The 16,529-nt window shown below is 72.3% G+C and carries 16 protein-coding genes; 10 read left to right on the top strand and 6 right to left on the bottom strand.

Translation table 11 applies throughout. From position 1 onward, the window contains the following. Positions 1 to 8: 8 nt before the first annotated feature. Together DEJ05_RS03380 and DEJ05_RS03375 are read right to left on the bottom strand one after the other, a co-directional pair. Positions 9 to 1,481 carry an amidohydrolase gene (locus tag DEJ05_RS03380; protein ID WP_111087604.1) on the bottom strand — a complete coding sequence of 491 codons (1,473 nt, stop codon included), beginning with the start codon at positions 1,479 to 1,481 and terminating at the stop codon, positions 9 to 11. After that, complete coding sequence (locus DEJ05_RS03375) at positions 1,478 to 2,137, bottom strand: FMN-binding negative transcriptional regulator (RefSeq protein WP_111109738.1); 660 nt, start codon at positions 2,135 to 2,137, stop codon at positions 1,478 to 1,480. Before DEJ05_RS03375 ends, DEJ05_RS03380 begins: the two co-directional genes overlap by 4 nt. 179 nt (positions 2,138 to 2,316) lie before the next feature. Here DEJ05_RS03375 and DEJ05_RS03370 point away from each other — a divergent pair, with 179 nt between their 5' ends. From DEJ05_RS03370 to DEJ05_RS03340, 7 genes are all read left to right on the top strand, one after another. After that, positions 2,317 to 3,903, top strand: coding sequence for an ABC transporter substrate-binding protein (locus tag DEJ05_RS03370; RefSeq protein ID WP_258370557.1), 1,587 nt, complete (start codon positions 2,317 to 2,319; stop codon positions 3,901 to 3,903). Between the two features lie 8 nt (positions 3,904 to 3,911). Next, on the top strand, positions 3,912 to 5,312 hold the full coding sequence (locus tag DEJ05_RS03365; protein ID WP_111109737.1) for a M14 family zinc carboxypeptidase: 1,401 nt from the start codon (positions 3,912 to 3,914) through the stop codon (positions 5,310 to 5,312). Then, positions 5,312 to 6,253, top strand: a complete 942-nt coding sequence (locus tag DEJ05_RS03360) for an ABC transporter permease (protein ID WP_027464675.1) — start codon at positions 5,312 to 5,314, stop codon at positions 6,251 to 6,253. The genes DEJ05_RS03365 and DEJ05_RS03360 overlap by 1 nt, the downstream gene beginning before the upstream one ends. Continuing rightward, positions 6,250 to 7,140: an ABC transporter permease gene (locus DEJ05_RS03355; RefSeq protein ID WP_111109736.1), complete on the top strand. Its 891-nt coding sequence runs from the start codon at positions 6,250 to 6,252 to the stop codon at positions 7,138 to 7,140. Before DEJ05_RS03360 ends, DEJ05_RS03355 begins: the two co-directional genes overlap by 4 nt. Positions 7,141 to 7,224: 84 nt before the next feature. Next, complete coding sequence (locus DEJ05_RS03350) at positions 7,225 to 8,634, top strand: serine hydrolase (RefSeq protein ID WP_258376075.1); 1,410 nt, start codon at positions 7,225 to 7,227, stop codon at positions 8,632 to 8,634. Beyond that, positions 8,631 to 9,197: a GbsR/MarR family transcriptional regulator gene (locus tag DEJ05_RS03345; protein WP_111109735.1), complete on the top strand. Its 567-nt coding sequence runs from the start codon at positions 8,631 to 8,633 to the stop codon at positions 9,195 to 9,197. The genes DEJ05_RS03350 and DEJ05_RS03345 overlap by 4 nt, the downstream gene beginning before the upstream one ends. Further along, positions 9,194 to 10,855, top strand: a complete 1,662-nt coding sequence (locus DEJ05_RS03340; protein ID WP_111109734.1) for an ABC transporter ATP-binding protein — start codon at positions 9,194 to 9,196, stop codon at positions 10,853 to 10,855. The genes DEJ05_RS03345 and DEJ05_RS03340 overlap by 4 nt, the downstream gene beginning before the upstream one ends. A gap of 18 nt (positions 10,856 to 10,873) precedes the next feature. On the opposite strand, the gene DEJ05_RS03335 is transcribed toward DEJ05_RS03340, so the two are convergent. Beyond that, positions 10,874 to 11,455 (bottom strand): hypothetical protein, encoded by a 582-nt coding sequence (locus DEJ05_RS03335; protein WP_146245005.1) that lies wholly within the window; start codon positions 11,453 to 11,455, stop codon positions 10,874 to 10,876. Between the two features lie 257 nt (positions 11,456 to 11,712). Here DEJ05_RS03335 and DEJ05_RS03330 point away from each other — a divergent pair, with 257 nt between their 5' ends. Both DEJ05_RS03330 and DEJ05_RS17965 read left to right on the top strand, forming a co-directional pair. Continuing rightward, the gene (locus DEJ05_RS03330) at positions 11,713 to 12,042 is read left to right on the top strand and encodes a hypothetical protein (protein ID WP_035807629.1); all 330 of its coding nucleotides are present in this window, start codon (positions 11,713 to 11,715) and stop codon (positions 12,040 to 12,042) included. A 101-nt stretch (positions 12,043 to 12,143) separates the two neighbouring features. Then, positions 12,144 to 12,296 carry a hypothetical protein gene (locus DEJ05_RS17965; RefSeq protein ID WP_163343414.1) on the top strand — a complete coding sequence of 51 codons (153 nt, stop codon included), beginning with the start codon at positions 12,144 to 12,146 and terminating at the stop codon, positions 12,294 to 12,296. 67 nt (positions 12,297 to 12,363) lie between these two features. Here DEJ05_RS17965 and DEJ05_RS03325 read toward each other — a convergent pair whose 3' ends face one another. From DEJ05_RS03325 to DEJ05_RS03315, 3 genes are read right to left on the bottom strand one after another with little or no spacing between them, the layout of a single operon-like run. Further along, positions 12,364 to 13,221, bottom strand: a complete 858-nt coding sequence (locus DEJ05_RS03325) for a DMT family transporter (protein ID WP_111109732.1) — start codon at positions 13,219 to 13,221, stop codon at positions 12,364 to 12,366. A gap of 30 nt (positions 13,222 to 13,251) precedes the next feature. Then, positions 13,252 to 13,914 carry a response regulator transcription factor gene (locus DEJ05_RS03320; protein ID WP_027464682.1) on the bottom strand — a complete coding sequence of 221 codons (663 nt, stop codon included), beginning with the start codon at positions 13,912 to 13,914 and terminating at the stop codon, positions 13,252 to 13,254. A gap of 39 nt (positions 13,915 to 13,953) precedes the next feature. After that, on the bottom strand, positions 13,954 to 15,522 hold the full coding sequence (locus DEJ05_RS03315) for a sensor histidine kinase (RefSeq protein ID WP_111109731.1): 1,569 nt from the start codon (positions 15,520 to 15,522) through the stop codon (positions 13,954 to 13,956). Positions 15,523 to 15,654: 132 nt separating this feature from the next. Between DEJ05_RS03315 and DEJ05_RS03310 the strand changes: the two genes are divergently transcribed. Then, positions 15,655 to 16,485, top strand: a complete 831-nt coding sequence (locus tag DEJ05_RS03310; protein ID WP_111109730.1) for a helix-turn-helix domain-containing protein — start codon at positions 15,655 to 15,657, stop codon at positions 16,483 to 16,485. The last annotated feature ends 44 nt before the right edge of the window (positions 16,486 to 16,529 follow it).

The following is a 16,529-nucleotide window of genomic DNA, read 5'->3' as shown; positions in this document are numbered from 1 at the left end:
CCGCCCGGTCACAGCTCCCGGTACGTGAACCGTCCGGCGACGGCCGTCCCCAGCACCCGCATGCCACGCAGTGCGGCGGACGAGGACGCGGCCAGCGGGTCGGTCTCGACGAGCACCAGGTCCGCCACGTCGCCGACGGACACGCCGACGCGCCCGTCGGTCGACCCCTGCCACGCGACGAGTGCCGAGAGCCGCTCGGCCGGGTGCCACGGATCCCGCCCGTCGCGGTCCCGCCCGACGGCCGCCGCCATCGACACCCACGGGTCGAGCGGCGCCACCGGCGCGTCCGACCCGAGCAGCAGGCGCGCGCCGGCCCGTGCGAGCGATGCGAAGGCGAACGCCCGGTCGGTGTGCCCGGCCCAGTGCCGGTCGGCGATGTCCCGGTCGTCCATGGCGTGTTCGGGCTGCACGGACGCGGCGACCCCGAGCCGGGCGAACCGGTCGACGTCGGTGTCGACGAGCAACTGCGCGTGCTCGATCGTGCCGCGGGTCCCGACGGTCTCGAAGACGTCGAGGGCCAGCGTGTTCGCCCGGTCGCCGATCGCGTGGATCGCGGGGACGAGTCCGGCGTCGACGGCACGGCGGGTGATCGCGACGAGCTCCTCGAACGGCCAGGCGAGCACACCGGAGCCGTCGGTCATGGCGGCGGTCCGGGTGCCGAGGGACCCGTCCGTGACCACCTTGAACGGCCCCATCGTGAGCAGGCCCCGCGTGCCGTCGACCACGTCGCCGGTGCGCAGTCCCCGGGCGATGGCCTCGTCGAGCTCGGCCGGGTACACGCCGGACGCGACCCGGATCGCGTCGGTGCCGGCGTGGATCCGGCGGCGCCAGCGGTCGAGTCCGAAGCGCATCTCGAGGTCGACCACGCCCGTCACCCCACGTGCCGCCGCGGCTTCGGCAGCGTCCGCCACGTAGGCGTCGAGCAGGTCGTCCGGCACCTGCGACAGCGCACCGGTCACGTCGAACGCGTCCTGCTCGCGCAGGACCCCGTCCTCGCCCGCCTCGAGCGGCCGGCCGACAGCAGCCGAGAAGTGCGCGAGCGCGAGCGCGTTGCACCACACCGCGTGCAGGTCCGCGCTGATCACGACGACCGGGAGGCCCGGTGCGGCACGGTCGAGCAGCTCGCGTCGCGCAGGGCGCGGCCACATCCCGTCGCGGTAGCCGTGTCCGACCAGGACGCGGTCCGCCACGCCCGCCCGCGCGACGGCGGCGAGCAGGTCGGCGGTCGCCTCGGCAGAGTCGCAGCCGGTCACGTCGACACGGCGGCGGACGAGCGCCCACTGGTCGAAGTGCGTGTGGTGGTCGCGGAGCCCCGGGCCGAGCCAGGCGCCGGCGGCCTCGACCACGTCGGTGTCGACGCTCGTGGGGTCGAGGGTGCCGGTCGGTGCGATCTCGGTGACGCGACCGTCGACGATGCGGACGTCGGCAGGGGCCCCGGAGGTGCCCACACGCCGGACGGTGCGGAGCAGGATGTCCGTCACGACGCCTCCAGGCCGTTCGCCGGGGACGGGACGGGCCGGACCCGCTCGACCTCGTCGGCGAGCGCCGGCGACGCGTAGGGGCCGTCAGCCCGCAGCCCGGCGACGATGCGGTCGATCACCTCGGGGGCCTTGTTCTGCGAGAGCTTCGCGCGGGCGTCGAACCGGGTGACGCGGATCCGGATGCCCACGGTGCCCTTGGCGATCCGGCGGGCGGTCTCCTCGTCGATCTGCAACGACACGGGCGAGGGCATGACCTGCTCGAAGTGGTCGACGAGTTCGCCGAGCACCCGGAAGTTCTCGTCGTCGGACAGGATCTCGGGGGTGCCCCAGACGTGGGCGGTGACGTGGTTCCAGGTCGGCACGAACTGCTCCGGCGGGTACCAGGCGGGGGAGACGTAGCCGTGCGGGCCCTGGAAGACGACGAGGACCTCGTGCCGTCCGAGTTCGTGCGCGACCTCGTCGGGGCGGCCGACGTGGGACACCAGGACGAGGGCGTCCGGGTCGTCGTCGGGGCCGGGGGCCTCGAGCAGCACCGGGTAGTGCGACGCCACCAGCCCGGCCGCGGTGTGCGACACGATCGTCGCCCACGGGTTCCCGGTGATGAGGCGTCGGACCTCGTCGACGTCGGTCATCAGGAAGTGCGGTGTGTGGCGCATGTTCCGAGCGTGGCACAACGGGCCCGGTCGCGCGACGGGTGTCGTTTCGTCAGTGTTTCTGCGCGGTAAAACTCTCAGAGCGCATTGAAAGAAGTCTTGTGGTCGGGATTCGAACCGTCCTAGCTTTCCCACCACGACGACCGGGCAGGGATCCGGCCGCACCCGATCGAGGAGAGATCATGCGACGCAGGACGATCGCCGCGCTGGCCGCGGCGGCAACCTTGGCACTGGTGGCGACCGGCTGTTCGGCGGGCGGCGCGGCCGACGACGACGCTCCCTCGAGCCTGGTCTACGCGACCGGCGAACCCGACCACCTGACCCCGGGCCGGCAGACCGTGGCCTTCGACCAGGTGATGAGCGTCTTCGCGCCGCTCACCCAGACCGACGCCGACGGTGACCTGCGGTACGTGGCGGCGAAGAGCGTCGAGAGCGACGACGCCACCACGTGGACGATCACGCTGCGGGACGGCTGGACGTTCCAGAACGGCGAGGCCGTCACGCCGGAGAGCTACGTGAAGGCCTGGAACCACGTCGCCTACGGCCCGAACGCGTGGGAGAACAGCGGTCAGCTCGCCGGGATCGTCGGGTACACGGACCTCAACCCGGCGAAGGGCACCCCGAAGACCAAGGAGATGTCGGGACTCAAGGTCACCGGCAAGGACACCTTCACGGTCACGCTCACCCACGCGGACAGCCAGTTCCCCCTGCAGCTCAGCCAGGCCCAGACGGCGTTCTACCCGATGCCCGAGGCCGCCTACGACGACCTGAAGGCGTACGACAAGAAGCCGATCGGCAACGGCCCGTACGAGATGACGAAGGCGTGGAAGGCGGACCAGGAGTTCACCGTCACGGCCTGGAAGGACTACGAGGGCACGAAGCCCGCCACCGACGAGGTGACCTTCCGCAGCTACTCCGACATGAACACCGCGTACACCGACGTCCTGGCCGGCAACGCCGACGTGCTGTTCCTGCCGACCGACAAGATGACGAGCGCGAAGGCCGACTTCGGCGACCGCCTGCACTCCTTCGACGCCCCCGGCATCGACTACCTCGGATTCCCGCTGTGGGACGACCGGTACTCCGACCCCGACGTGCGCCGCGCGATCTCGATGTCGATCGACCGTGACGAGGTCAACGACGCGATCTACGGCGGGCTGTACGACCCGGCCACCGCGCTGACCCCGCCGTCGATGTCCGGCACCGAGGAGGGCATCTGCGGCGACGCCTGCGAGTTCGACCCGGCAGCGGCGAAGAAGCTCCTCGCCAGCGCCGGCGGGTTCGACGGCACCATGACGCTCGTCTACCCGGGCGGCACCGGCCTCGACTCCCTGTACGAGGCGTACGCCAACCAGATCCGGCAGAACCTGGGCGTCGACGCCGAGGCGAAGGCCACCACCGACTGGGCGTCCTACTACTCGGAGCTCACGGACAAGACCGTCGCCGGCCCCCACTTCGGCCACTGGGGCGCGCTGTACATCAGCCAGCAGAACACGCTCCGTGCGCTGTTCACCACGGCCGGCGGCTGCTCCCCGTGCACCGGCTACTACCAGTCCGACGACGTCGACTCGCTGCTCGCGAAGGCCGACTCCGCCGGGTCGCAGGACGAGGCGAACGGGTACTACACGAAGACGCAGCAGGCCGTGCTCGAGGACTTCCCGATCGTCCCGACCTTCTTCGACAAGTACTCGTACGTCACGAGCGACAAGATCGCGAAGCTGCCGGCGGTGGCGGGCAGCCCCGTGATCGCGCAGATCGCCGTGAAGTAGGGCGGGGCATGGAGCAGCACACCGTCCTCGACCTGGTCCGCGACGTCCCCGACCGCGACGGCTTCCCGCTCGTCGACGACCTGCACGCCCGGTTCGCCGCGCTCGCCGCGGCGCACCCCGACCGGGTCACGGTCACCCGGATCGGCACGAGCCGCCTCGGCGAACCCCTGCACAGCTACCGCATCGGTACCGGGTCGCACGCGGCCGTCGTGGTCGGCGGGGTGCACCCGAACGAGCCGATCGGTTCGTGGACGGCACTGCACCTCGCCGAGACGGCCCTCGGTGACGAGCGGGTGCAGGCGCTCGACGTCACCTGGCACATCGTCCCGACGATCGACCCGGACGGCATGCGGCTCAACGAGGCGTGGTTCCACGACCCGCACGACCGGGTCTTCTACTCGCGGCACTTCTACCGGCCCGCCCCGGACAGCCAGGTCGAGTGGACGTTCCCGAACAGCTACAAGTCGGTGTACTTCGACCAGGTGCTGCCCGAGACGCTCGCGTTCATGCGGCTCATCGACGACACCGAGCCGGACCTGCTCGTGAGCCTGCACAACGGCGAGATGGGCGGCGTCTACTACTACCTGTCCGAGGACCTGCCCGCCGTCGTCGACACCCTGCACGCGGTGCCGGCCGCACTCGGGCTGCCGCTCGACACCGGCGAGCCGGAGTCCCCGTACCTGCGGGAGCTCGCCCCGGCGGTGTTCGCGATGGACGGCATCGAGACGGCGTACGCCTACCTCGAGGAGCTCGGCGTCGACCCCGGCGAGCACATCCACGGCGGATCGAGCGCGGCGTGGGCGATGCGGCACGGGGCCCTCTGCATGGTGGCCGAGCTGCCGTACTGGAGCCACCCCGACGCCGACGACCCGACCTCGACCGACGAGCCGTACGCCGACCTGCTGCGCCGGTGCGCGGACGAGCTGGGTGCCTCGGGTACGGAACTGCAGGCGTTCCTCGACGAGGCATCGCCGATGCTCACGATCCCGTCCCCGTTCGTCGAGGCCTCCCGGGCGTTCGTGCCGATGCTCATCGGGATGGCGGACACCGACCGCCGCCGTGGCGAACGGGAACCGTCGGACCGGACGGCCACCGTCGCGGAGCGCTTCGGCTGCGAGGACCTCGTCCGCTGCTTCCGCCTGCGCTACGGCGGCATGCTCCTGCGCGCCGTCGAGGCGGAGACGACCGCCGGTACGGCGTCCGCGCCGCTCCGGCGGCTCCGCGACCGCCTGGCCGAGCGCTACGCGCGCTGGCAGGCGGACGCGTCGACGGGTGCGCAGCCGATCCCGGTGGGGAAGCTCGTGGGCGTGCAGTACGGGGCGATCCTCGCCTGCGCGGCGCACGTGGCGGACCCGACCCGCGCCTCCCGACCGTCACTGGTCACCACGGGAGAGCCGGGAGGCGCGTGATGCGTCCGACGCTCGCCGTCGGTCGCCGACTCGGCGGCCTGGTCATCGTGTTCCTCGGGGTGACCTTCCTCATCTACGCGATGACGTTCGCGCTGCCCGGCGACCCGATCAAGGCGCTCGGCGGCGAGCGCCCCCTCACCGACTCGGTCGTGCGGGCGCTGCGGGCCGAGTACCACCTGGACCAGCCGCTGTGGCTGCAGTACGTGCAGTACCTGGGCGGACTGTTCCGGGGTGACTTCGGCACCGACTTCAACGGGCAGTCCGTCGGCGAACAGATGGCCTCACGGTGGCCGGTGACGATCACGCTGGCGCTCAGCGCGTGGGCGCTCGAGATCGTCCTCGGCATCGGACTCGGCGTGGTCTCGGCGCTCAGGCGCGGCACCGTGCTCGACAAGACGGTGCTCGTCGGCACGATCGTCGTCGGGGCGGTCCCCGTGTTCGTGCTCGGCGTGGCCCTGCAGCTGGTGTTCTCGGTGCGGCTGCACTGGTTCCCGGTCGCGGGGGTCACCGCCGGGTGGCCGACCGCGTACGTCCTGCCGGCGTTCGTGATCGCCCTGTTCGGCCTGGCCGCGGTGTCCCGGCTCACCCGGACGTCGATGATCGAGACGCTCGACGCCGACTACGTCCGGACGGCCCGCGCCAAGGGGCTCGCGCCGGGCCGGATCGTCGGTGTGCACGTCCTGCGGAACTCGCTCATCCCCACCGCCACCTACCTGGCGACCGACCTCGGGTACCTGATGGGCGGCACCGTCATCATCGAGGGCATCTTCAACCTGCCGGGCGTCGGGAACCTGCTGTTCCAGGGCATCCGCTCGCACGAGGGTGCCGTCGTCGTCGGCATCTCGACCGCCCTCATCCTGGTGTTCCTCGTCACGAGCGTGCTCGTCGACCTGCTGCACGCCGCCCTCGACCCGCGCGTCCGGACAGGAGCCTCCCGATGACCACCGAAGCCCTCGGCGCCACCGTCGACCCCGTCGTCGGGGTACGGCGCCGGCCACTGCTCGCCGCCGCACGGACGCCGGGGTTCTGGGTGCCCGCGTCGGTGCTCGTGGTGGTCCTGCTCATCGCGGCGTTCCCGCAGCTGTTCGCCGGGCTGTTCGGCCACGGCGACCCCCGGGTGTGCGACCTCGGCCGGAGCGGGGCGTCAGCGACCGCCGGGCACCCGTTCGGCTTCGACCTGCAGGGCTGCGACGTGTACGCGAACGTCATCTGGGGCACCCGGTCGTCGATCGCCGTCGCGGTGCTCACGACCCTGCTCGCCGGCATGGTCGCGGTCGTCATCGGCACCGTCGCGGGCATGGTCGGCGGGTGGGTCGACGCCGTCCTCGCCCGGCTCACCGACGTGTTCCTCGGGTTCCCGTTCCTGCTCGGCGCCGTCGTCGTGCTGAACAGCGTGGGGGAGCGGTCGGTGCTCACCGTGTCGCTCGTGCTCGCCCTGTTCGGGTGGCCGACGATGGCCCGGCTCGTGCGGTCGAGCGTCCGCAGCGTCCGGGGCGCCGAGTTCGTGCTCGCCGCCCGGACGATGGGGCTGTCGACGTGGCGGATCACCACGCGGTACGTGCTGCCGTCGTCGATCTCGCCGCTGCTCGTGCTCGCCACCATCACCGTCGGCGGGGTCATCGTGTCCGAGTCGTCGCTGACCTACCTCGGCATCGGGCTGGAGCGTCCGGCGATCTCGTGGGGGCTGCAGCTGTCCGCGGCGACGTCGCAGTTCCTCCGGGCCCCGCACATGCTCATCGCGCCGGCGGCGTTCCTCGCCGTGACCGTGCTCGCCGTCATCGCGCTCGGCGACACGCTGCGCGCCGCGCTCGACCCACGTCGGCGCTGACCGGCACGGCACACGCCGCGTCGCGGCGGGCACCGTCGCGACCGACGCGCCAGACTCGAACCACCGCCCTTCGAAAGGACCACCGTGACCGACACCCTCTCCGCGTACCGGAAGACCCTGCCCTACATCCGTGAGTGGGTGTCGTACAAGGTGTGGCAGCTGCGGGTGCCCGGCGTGCAGGTCGCCGTCGGGTACGGCGGCGAGGTCCTGTTCGACGAGGCCTGGGGCTACGCGGACGTCGAGGCCGGGCGCCGCCTGACCACCACCGACCTGTTCCGCATCGCCTCGCACTCGAAGACCTTCACCGCGACGGCCCTGCTGCAGCTCGCCGAGCGCGGGTCGCTCCGGCTCGACGACACCGTCGGCACGTACGTCCCGGCACTGGTCGACGGCGGTTCCCCGCTCGCCGACGCCACCCTGCGCGAGCTCATGGAGATGGGTGCCGGCGTCATCCGCGACGGACACGACGGCGACTACTGGTCCCTGCTCCGCCCGTTCCCCGACGAGCAGGAACTCCTGGCGCTCGTGCTCGACCGCGGCCAGAAGGCGCCGACCGGCTCGTCGTTCAACTACTCGAACCTCGGCTACTCGCTGCTCGGCATGGTCATCGCCGCGGTGTCCGGCCAGTCGTACAACGACTTCGTGCGCGAGTCGATCACCGAACCCCTGGGCCTCCGGAACACCGGCCCCGACTGGGACCCCGCACGCGCCGACGACTTCGTGGTCGGGTACACCGGCTTCCACACCGCCCGGCACAGGCAGCGCATCGACCACGTCGACACCCGCGCGATGGCCGCCGCCACCGGCTTCCACGGCACCGCGTCCGACCTGGTCCGCTACTTCTCGCAGCACGTGATCGGGCAGGGCACCCTGCTCGACGACCACTCCAAGCGCCTCGCGCAGCGGAAGGCCTGGAGCGCCACCGACGACCCCGCGGCCCGCGGCTACGGTGCCGGGTTCATCGTCGACCGGATCGGCGGGCGCGAGATCCGCGGCCACTCGGGCGGGTTCCCGGGGCACATCACCCAGTCGATGTTCGACCCGGCATCCGGGCTCGTCGTGTCCGTGCTCACGAGTGCCGCCGCCGGACCCGCCACGCTCATCGCCACCGCGGTCATCGCCATGCTCGACGCCGCGGCCGACGCCGACGCCCCGGGGACCCCGGTACCCGACGACGTCGACACCGCCACGTTCACCGGACGCTTCGCCAACCCGTGGGGCGTCACCGACGTCGCCCGGATCGGTGACCGGCTCGTCGAGGTCGACCCGTCCGGCCCCGAGCCGATGGACACCCCCACCCGGCTCGAGGTCGTCGACGCCGACACGCTGCGGATGACCCACGGCAACCGCTTCGGCTCGGTCGACGAGGACATCACCTACACCCGCGACGAGGACGGTACCGTGCGGGCGATCCGTGGCGGTGGCGGCATGTCGCAGGAGCCGTGGTCGATCCCGGACGAGCGACCCGAGGTGGCCGCCGGGCTGGCCTCGTGACGGACGACAGGGGCACCGCCGAAGGGGCCCCCGACGACGACCGGCTGCTCGAACCGGAGCGCCAGGCCTTCGTCGAGGAGTTCGCCCTGATGCTCAACGACGGCGCGGGCATGCCCCTCACCGACGCCCGGGTGCTCGGCTACCTGATGATGACCCGCGCACCGCACTCGTCGTCGTCCGACCTGCAGGCAGCGCTCGGCGCCAGCTCGGGGTCGGTGTCGATGGCCACCCGACGGCTCGTCGACTCCGGGTTCGTGAAGCGCCACATCGTCCCCGGCGAGCGCAGTCACTACTTCCGCGCCGAGGCCGACGTCTGGGGCTCCTGGCTCGCCAGCGAACGGAAGTACCTCGACCGGCAGCGCGACATCATCGGCCGCGGGCTCGCCGTCGTCGAGGGTGCCGGCCGCACCGGCACGGGCGACGTGGACGCCGAGGTCCGCGAGCGTCTGCTCAACGGCCGCGACTACATGCAGTGGCTGCAGGGCTACCACCGCAAGATGCTCGAGGAGTGGGAGGCCTTCAAGGCCGCCCGCGACGACACCGACCCCCCGGAGACCCCATGAGCGGCACCACCGACGTCCTGACCGTCGAGCACCTCACCGTCACCTTCGACGTCGACGGCGAGGTGGTCCGCGCCGTCGACGACGCCTCGTTCACCGTCGCCCGGGGCGAGGTCGTCGCGGTCGTGGGGGAGTCCGGCTCCGGCAAGAGCATGACCGCGATGACCGCGATGGGCATCGCCCCCGACGGTGCGCACGCCTCGGGGAGCATCCTTCTCGGCGACCTCGAGGTCATCGGCACCGACGAGCGCACCCTCCGGACGGTCCGGGGTCGCAGCGTGTCGATGATCTTCCAGGACCCGTCCGCGGCGCTGAACCCGGTGTTCACCATCGGGTTCCAGCTCGCCGAGGCCGTCCGACGCACCGACGGCACGCACGACCGCGCCGCCGTCCGGGAACGCTCGCTCGAGCTGCTCCGCGCCGTGGAGGTCCCCGAACCGGAACGCCGCCTGGGCCAGTACCCGCACGAACTCTCCGGCGGGCAGGCCCAGCGCGTGATGATCGCGATGGCGCTCGCCGCCGACCCGGACCTGCTCATCGCGGACGAGCCGACGACCGCCCTCGACGTCACCGTGCAGGCCGAGGTGCTCGACGTCCTCCGCGCGCTGCGCGAGCGCACCGGCACCGCGATCCTGCTCATCACCCACGACATGGGCGTCGTCGCGGACCTCGCCGACCGCGTGGTCGTGATGCGCCGCGGACGCGTCGTCGAGACCGGCACCGCCGAGGCGGTCTTCGCCGCACCGTCCGCCGACTACACGCGCGAACTCCTCGCTGCGGTCCCGCGCATGGGCACCGGGTCCGGCCTGGAGGCCCGGCTCGGCTCCGCCACGACGCCCCCGGCCGCCGTCCTGGACGTCCGGCACCTCGTGGTCGAGTACGGCGGCGCCCTGCGCGGGCGCTTCCGTGCCGTCGACGACGTGTCGTTCACCGTCGGCCGTGGCGAGATCGTCGGCCTGGTGGGGGAGTCCGGCAGTGGCAAGACCACCATCGGCCGGGCCGCGGTCGGCCTCGCGCCGATCACCACGGGCTCGGTGGTCGTCGACGGCACCGACGTCGCCGGCGCACGACGAGCCGCCCGCCGGCAGATGCGCCAGCACGTCGGCGTGGTGTTCCAGAACCCGCTCCGGTCGCTCAACCCCCGGTACACCGTCGGGCAGACCGTCGCCGAGCCGCTCCGTCAGATCCTCCGGCTGCCGGCGGCGCAGGTCGAGGAGCGTGTCGAGCGACTCCTCGCCGACGTCGGTCTCGACGGCGGGTACGCCGAGCGCTACCCGCACGAACTCTCCGGCGGCCAACGGCAACGCGTCGCGATCGCCCGCGCGGTGGCGCTCGACCCCGCGCTCCTGATCGCCGACGAGCCGACGAGCGCGCTCGACGTGTCGGTGCAGGCCCGCGTGCTCGACGTGTTCCGCGAGCTGCAGGAGCGCCTCGGGTTCGCGTGCCTCTTCGTCACGCACGACCTCGCAGTCGTCGACACCCTGTGCGACCGGGTCGTCGTGCTGCACGGCGGCCGGGTCGCCGAACACGGCACCCGCGACGCCATCCTGCGCTCGCCACAGGACCCGTACACACGACGGCTCATCCAGGCCGCCCCCGTACCGGACCCCGGGGAGCAGGCACGCCGACGCTCCGAGCGCCTGGCCGCTCGCGCGGGCTGAGGCGGGCGAGAGTCCGGGTCAGCGCACCTCGGCCGAGGCCCACAGCACGCCGACCCCGCGGCCCACCGGGCGCAGCAGCGGCACGGCGACGAGCACGGCCGCGGCCAGGTAGGCGACGGTCTGCAGCAGGCCCGGGACCGCGAAGGCGACACCGAGCGACTCCTGCGGGAGCGCCGTGAGGAGCACGGTCCCCGACAGCAGCGCGGTGACGAACCACGCCGCAGCCGCCACCGTGACGATCCAGCCGAAGGCCCGCTGCACGCCCGGTTCACTCCGGACGGTGACGACGCCGAAGGCCACGAGCGCCGCCTGCGCGACGACGAGGAACACATCGATCAACAGTCCGGGAACCAGCGACACGAGCGCGAACGCGAGCACGGACACCGCGAACGTGAGCGCCCGGCGGTCTCGAGCACGCACCGCGGCGACGAGCACGACGACGGCGGCGATGCCCCCGAGGACCGTGGCTCCGAGGAGCAGCCCGCGGGGTAGGTCCCAGGGCGCCAACCAGACCGTCCCGACCAGTCCGGCCGCTCCGAACACCAGCGCCGCCACCACCGCGGCCGCCGACACCACCCGTACCCCCGTGCTGCTCTGCATGCCCGCACACTATGCCCCGGGACCCCGCCAGCGGAACACCTCTCCGCCCGGCGAGGGACGGACGTTCGTGTCCGCGCGATGACGGTTCCGGTTCGCGCCGCCCGGGGATCGTGAACCAGAACCGTCAACGACACGGGAACGCGTGCCCGTCCGCCCCGCCCCGCCGCCCCACGACGACACGCCCGTCCGATGCCAGGTCGTCGTCCAGACGGCGCGGTCGACTTGACTGTCGTTCGAACACACGTTCGAATACCGTCGTGGGACGGCGTCGCGAGAACCGGTGGCAGCCCCCGGAACACCCGGAGGTCGAGCGTCCGCGCGCGTACTCCCTGTCCGAGGACGCCCGCGGCGGCGACGTCTGCCACGCCGTCACCCCGAAGCCGGTCTGGGCGTGGATCCAGTTCCCGACCTTCCACGTCCGGGTGAAGGCCTTCGCGAAGAGCTGGACCCGGGATGCCGTGCTGGTGGAGTGGGCGCAGTTCGGGCAGCAGGCCGAGGCGTGGGTGTGGCGCTCAGCGGTGAAGCACCGCACGCTCCGTGCCGACCGCGACAGCGCGAACCGGAGTCCGCAGAACGCACTGCGTTGACTTCCACCCGCACCCCGAGGATGGTTTAGCGAACGCGGGTTCAGCAAGTAACTCACTGATCGAGGCATTCGATCCGGACCCGTGCCCACGAAGGAGGCACCATGAAGAACGCAGCGGTGCCGTCCTGGGTCGCCCACGTGCTCACCCCGCCCGAGGTCATCAGCGCCTACGTCGAGCGGCGGATCAACGATCCGTCCCTCCTGTCGGGTGAGCAGTCGGAACCCACGTACGCAGACTTCCTGCGCGACGAGTAGACGGTCTTCTCAGGAGGCCCGGATCACGCACCGCCGTCGGCGGACGTGATCCGGGCCTCCTCTTCGTTCACCCCACCGGTCCGCGGCGTCGGCGACGGGCCGAGAGCGTCACGCCGACGCTCGCGGCGGTGACGCACGCCAGGGCGACCGTCTCGAGCACCGACAGTCCCTCGGCCAGCACGACGAGGCCGGCCAGAGCGGCGATCGCCGGGCCGAGGCTCTGCAGCACGCCGAACACCCGTGTCGGCATCCGGCGGAGCGCGAGCATCTCGAGGGCGTACGGCAGCACGCTGGACAGCACGGCGACGGCGCCGAAGACGATCAGGAGCGTCGGTTCGCGCAGGACGCCGTCCACCGCGGACCGGAGCCCGAACGGCAACGACACGAGCATCGCGACCACCATCGACACGACGAGCCCGTCGACGCCGGGGATCGCGGCTCCGACGTGCCGGTTCATCACGATGTAGCCCGCCCAGCACGCGGCGGCGAGGACCGCCCAGACGACCCCGCCCACCTCGGTCACCGCGGTCGGGCCGACGCCGAGCAGCACGACCCCCGCGAGCGCCAGCACGGCCCACAGGGCATCGCGCCAGCGCCGGGTGTGCACGAGCGACAGGGCGAGCGGCCCGAGGAACTCGATCGTCACGGCGACACCGATCGGGATGCTCGCGAACGACAGGTAGATGAAGACGTTCATGCCGCCGAGCGCCAGGCCGAGGCCGACCGCACCGAGCCACTGCGCCCGCGTCCAGTGCCGGACGCGGGGACGGACCACCAGGGCGAGCACGACGGCACCGATGACGAGCCGGAGCGTGGCGGCACCGACCGCGCCGACGTCGTCGAAGTGGGTCTTCGCGATCGCGGCGCCGAGCTGGACGGACACCATCGCGGTGAGGGACAGCAGGGGTGCGGGGACCCGGTTCATCCTCGGGCTCGGTTCATCCTCGGGCTCGGCTCATCCGAGGTAGGCGAGGACGGCGAGGACGCGGCGGTGGTCCTCTCCGGTGTCCTCGAGCGCGAGCTTGCCGAAGATGCTCGACACGTGCTTCTCGACGGCTCCGGTGCCGATCACCAGGGCGCGGGCGATCGCGGCGTTCGTGCGGCCCTCGGCCATCAGCCCGAGCACGTCACGCTCGCGCGGGGTCAGGGCTGCGAGCGGGTCGCGGCGGCGGCTCATCAGCTGCGTGACGACCTCGGGGTCGAGCACGGTGCCCCCGGCGGCGATGCGGCGGACGGCGTCGTCGATCTCCTCGAGCCGGGTGACGCGGTCCTTGAGCAGGTAGCCGATGCCGGTCGCGCCGGCCGCGAGGACGTCCTCGGCGTAGGTGGCCTCGACGTACTGGGAGAGCAGGAGCACACCCGTCCGTGGAGCGATCCGGCGGGTCTCGACGGCGGCGCGGACGCCCTCGTCGGTGAAGGTCGGCGGCATCCGCACGTCCATCACCACGACGTCGGGTGCACCCTCGGGCAGCGTCGCCAGGAAGGCCCGGGCGTCGGAGTACTGCCCGATGACGTCGATGCCGGCCTCGTCGAGCACGCGGGCCAGGCCCTCGCGCAGCAGGACGGCGTCGTCGACGACGACGGCCCGGATGCGTGCTGCATCCGGGCCGTCTGTCATGCCGACCAGCCTAGTGGGAGCGCGGGCGCCCCCGTGGGGTCACGACCGCTGGTTCGCCGCCGTCGGGACGCCGTTCAGGGCGCCGAGGGGGATCCGGGCGGTCGCCTCGGTCGGGCCGCCCTCGGGGCTCGAGACGACCAGGTCGCCGTCGAGGGCCCGCATGCGGCCGATCAGGCCCTCGATCCCGTGGCCCTGCTGCGGTCGGGCACCGCCCCGGCCGTCGTCGGTGACGCTGACCGTCAGGTACCAGAGGCCTGAGGCGTCGACGACCAACCCGAGGTACACCCCGGCGGTGGTGGCGCCGGCGTGCTTCATGGTGTTCGTCAGCAGCTCGCTCACCGTGAAGTACACGTTGCGCTGGATCTCCGTGGCGAGCTCCAGGCCCTCGGGCAGCCGGACGTCCAGGCCCACCGGGATCGGGGTGCGGGCGACCAGTGCCTCGAGCGCCGCGACGAGTCCGCGGTCGAGCAGGATCGGCGGGGCGAAGCCGCGTGACAGGGCGCGCAGTTCGTCGAGGGCGTCCTGGGCGTGCTCGGATGCCTCACCGATGAGCTGCTTGGCCTTCTCGGGGTCCTTCTCGAAGGCGCGCTCAGCGGCCGACAGGTCCATGCGGAGTCGCACCAGCCGCTGCTGCGGGCCGTCGTGCAGGTCGCGCTCGATCTGGCGGAGTGCCTGCCCCTCGGCGGTGACGGCACCGGCGCGGGAGGCCTGCAGGCCGGCGACGCGCTGCTCGAGCTGCTCGGCCCGGAAGCCGCCCAGCAGGCCGAAGTCGACCCAGTAGTGTGCCAGGACGGACCCGCGGGCCCAGAGCGGGAAGAGCACGACCGAGGCGGCCATCGACAGCAGCCCGAGGGCGCCGACGCCGGTCACGAACCCGACGCTGTCCGTGAAGTAGCCGACCCGGACGTTGTTCGCGAAGTACAGTCCGCCCACGACGATCGGCCAGGCGAAGCCGACGAGCAGCAGTGCACCGGCCCCGACGGTCACGACCGCGACGAGCGGGTACACGACCGCGGCGTGCAGCAGGTAGAGCCAGTAGTGCGGGTTGGCGACGGCTGACCCCGTGCGGGTCCACCAGTTCTGCTGCCAGCGGGGCGTCCAGTCCACCGGGCGGATCGGGCGTCGGTCGGCCCAGCTCATGCGGAGCTTCTCGAACTGTCCGAGCCACCGCGCCACGAACAGCGCGATGAAGAACATGAGCAGGACGAAGGGGTTGAAGAGGTCGCGGAACCCGCCACCGAAGATCGCCGTCGGGAACGCGAAGTACAGCGTGCAGAGCAGCACGGCGGTGAGCGCCATGTAGCCGAAGTCCCGCGGCAGGCGCTTCCACGCGTCGCGGTAGAACTGCCCGGCGGTCATACCGGACCCGCGACCGGAACCACCGACCGGGCCGGACCCGACCCGCGGGGTGGCGCTCCACGACGCCGGCGGGGACTGCGGGGCGTCCTGGAGGTCCTGGTGGTGCTGGCGCGGGTACTGGGGCATCGGCTTGGTGGCTCCAGGGGGCACGGAGTCGCCCAGCGGGACGGTCTGGGCCTGGTCGGGCGAAGGCGTGACGTCGTCCAGCGGGACGGTTCGCGCCTGGTCGAGGCGGTCGGTGTCGGTCATGCATCCAGCCTCGCGATCGCGGAGCCGTTCCCCCATCCTGCCCTCTCCCCACCCCGGGTGGGGTTATCCCCCCTCTTCCACAGGTCGCCCGATCCACGCCCGCGCGTCCTGCCCGTGGATCACGCTCGTCGGATGGCTGATGCGCTCCGAGCACTGATCGACGCGGTGGGGCTCCAAGTCGGGCCGGGCACCGAGGTCCGGTCCGACGACGAGGCGTGGACGCTCGACGTCGAACCGACGGGCACCCACGTCTGGGTGGCGACGCGGTCCCGCTCCGTGTGGGTCCGGCACGGAGAGGACATCGCGATCGTCGACGCCGGCACCGCCGCCCTCGTCGAAGGGCACGCGACGATCACGATCAGCACGAGCCCCGAGCGCTCCGGCCCGCCCCGCGTCGCGGAGACGTACGCGTTCCCGCACGAGGCACTCTTCGCGCTGACCGGTGTCCTCGTCGGAGCCGCAACGCTCGGCCCGCTCGCCGACGAGGTCCTCGCACTCCCACCCGTCGCGACCACCGGTCCGCCCGGGGCTCCCTCGCCCGACGTCGGCCTCGCGCTCCGCCACGTCGGGCACCTCGACGGCGGGAGGTGGCACGGCGCGCAGCAGCAGGCCCTCGCCCGACTCGTCGTCACGACGGTGCTCCGCGACAACCCGCCCCCGATGCTCGGCGACAACGGTCTCGCGCGGATCCTCGACCGCCTGTTCGATCCGGCCGGTCCGTCGTCTCTGCAGGCCCTCCTCGTCGGTGTCCGGATGTCGGAGCGCACCCTCGAGCGCCGGTGCGCCGCAGCGACCGGATGCTCGCCCGCGCAGCTCGGCCGCTGGTACCGCAGTCTCGCCGTCCGAAGCGCACTCACCCGAGGCGACCGCCCGTCCGACGTCGCGACCCGCTTCGGCTTCAGCACGACGTCGTCCATGCGTCGAGCCCTCGAGCGGGTCCGACCCCCGACGAACCGCCGGTGACCGTTGCCCGCGGGGTAGGAGGTTCCGCTCCGCGTCGATGACGG

Source organism: Curtobacterium sp. MCLR17_045 (assembly GCF_003234405.1).
Classification (GTDB): Bacteria; Actinomycetota; Actinomycetes; order Actinomycetales; family Microbacteriaceae; genus Curtobacterium; species Curtobacterium flaccumfaciens.
Note: the sequence above shows the minus strand (reverse complement) of the source record. Positions and strands in the feature narration are given on the sequence as shown.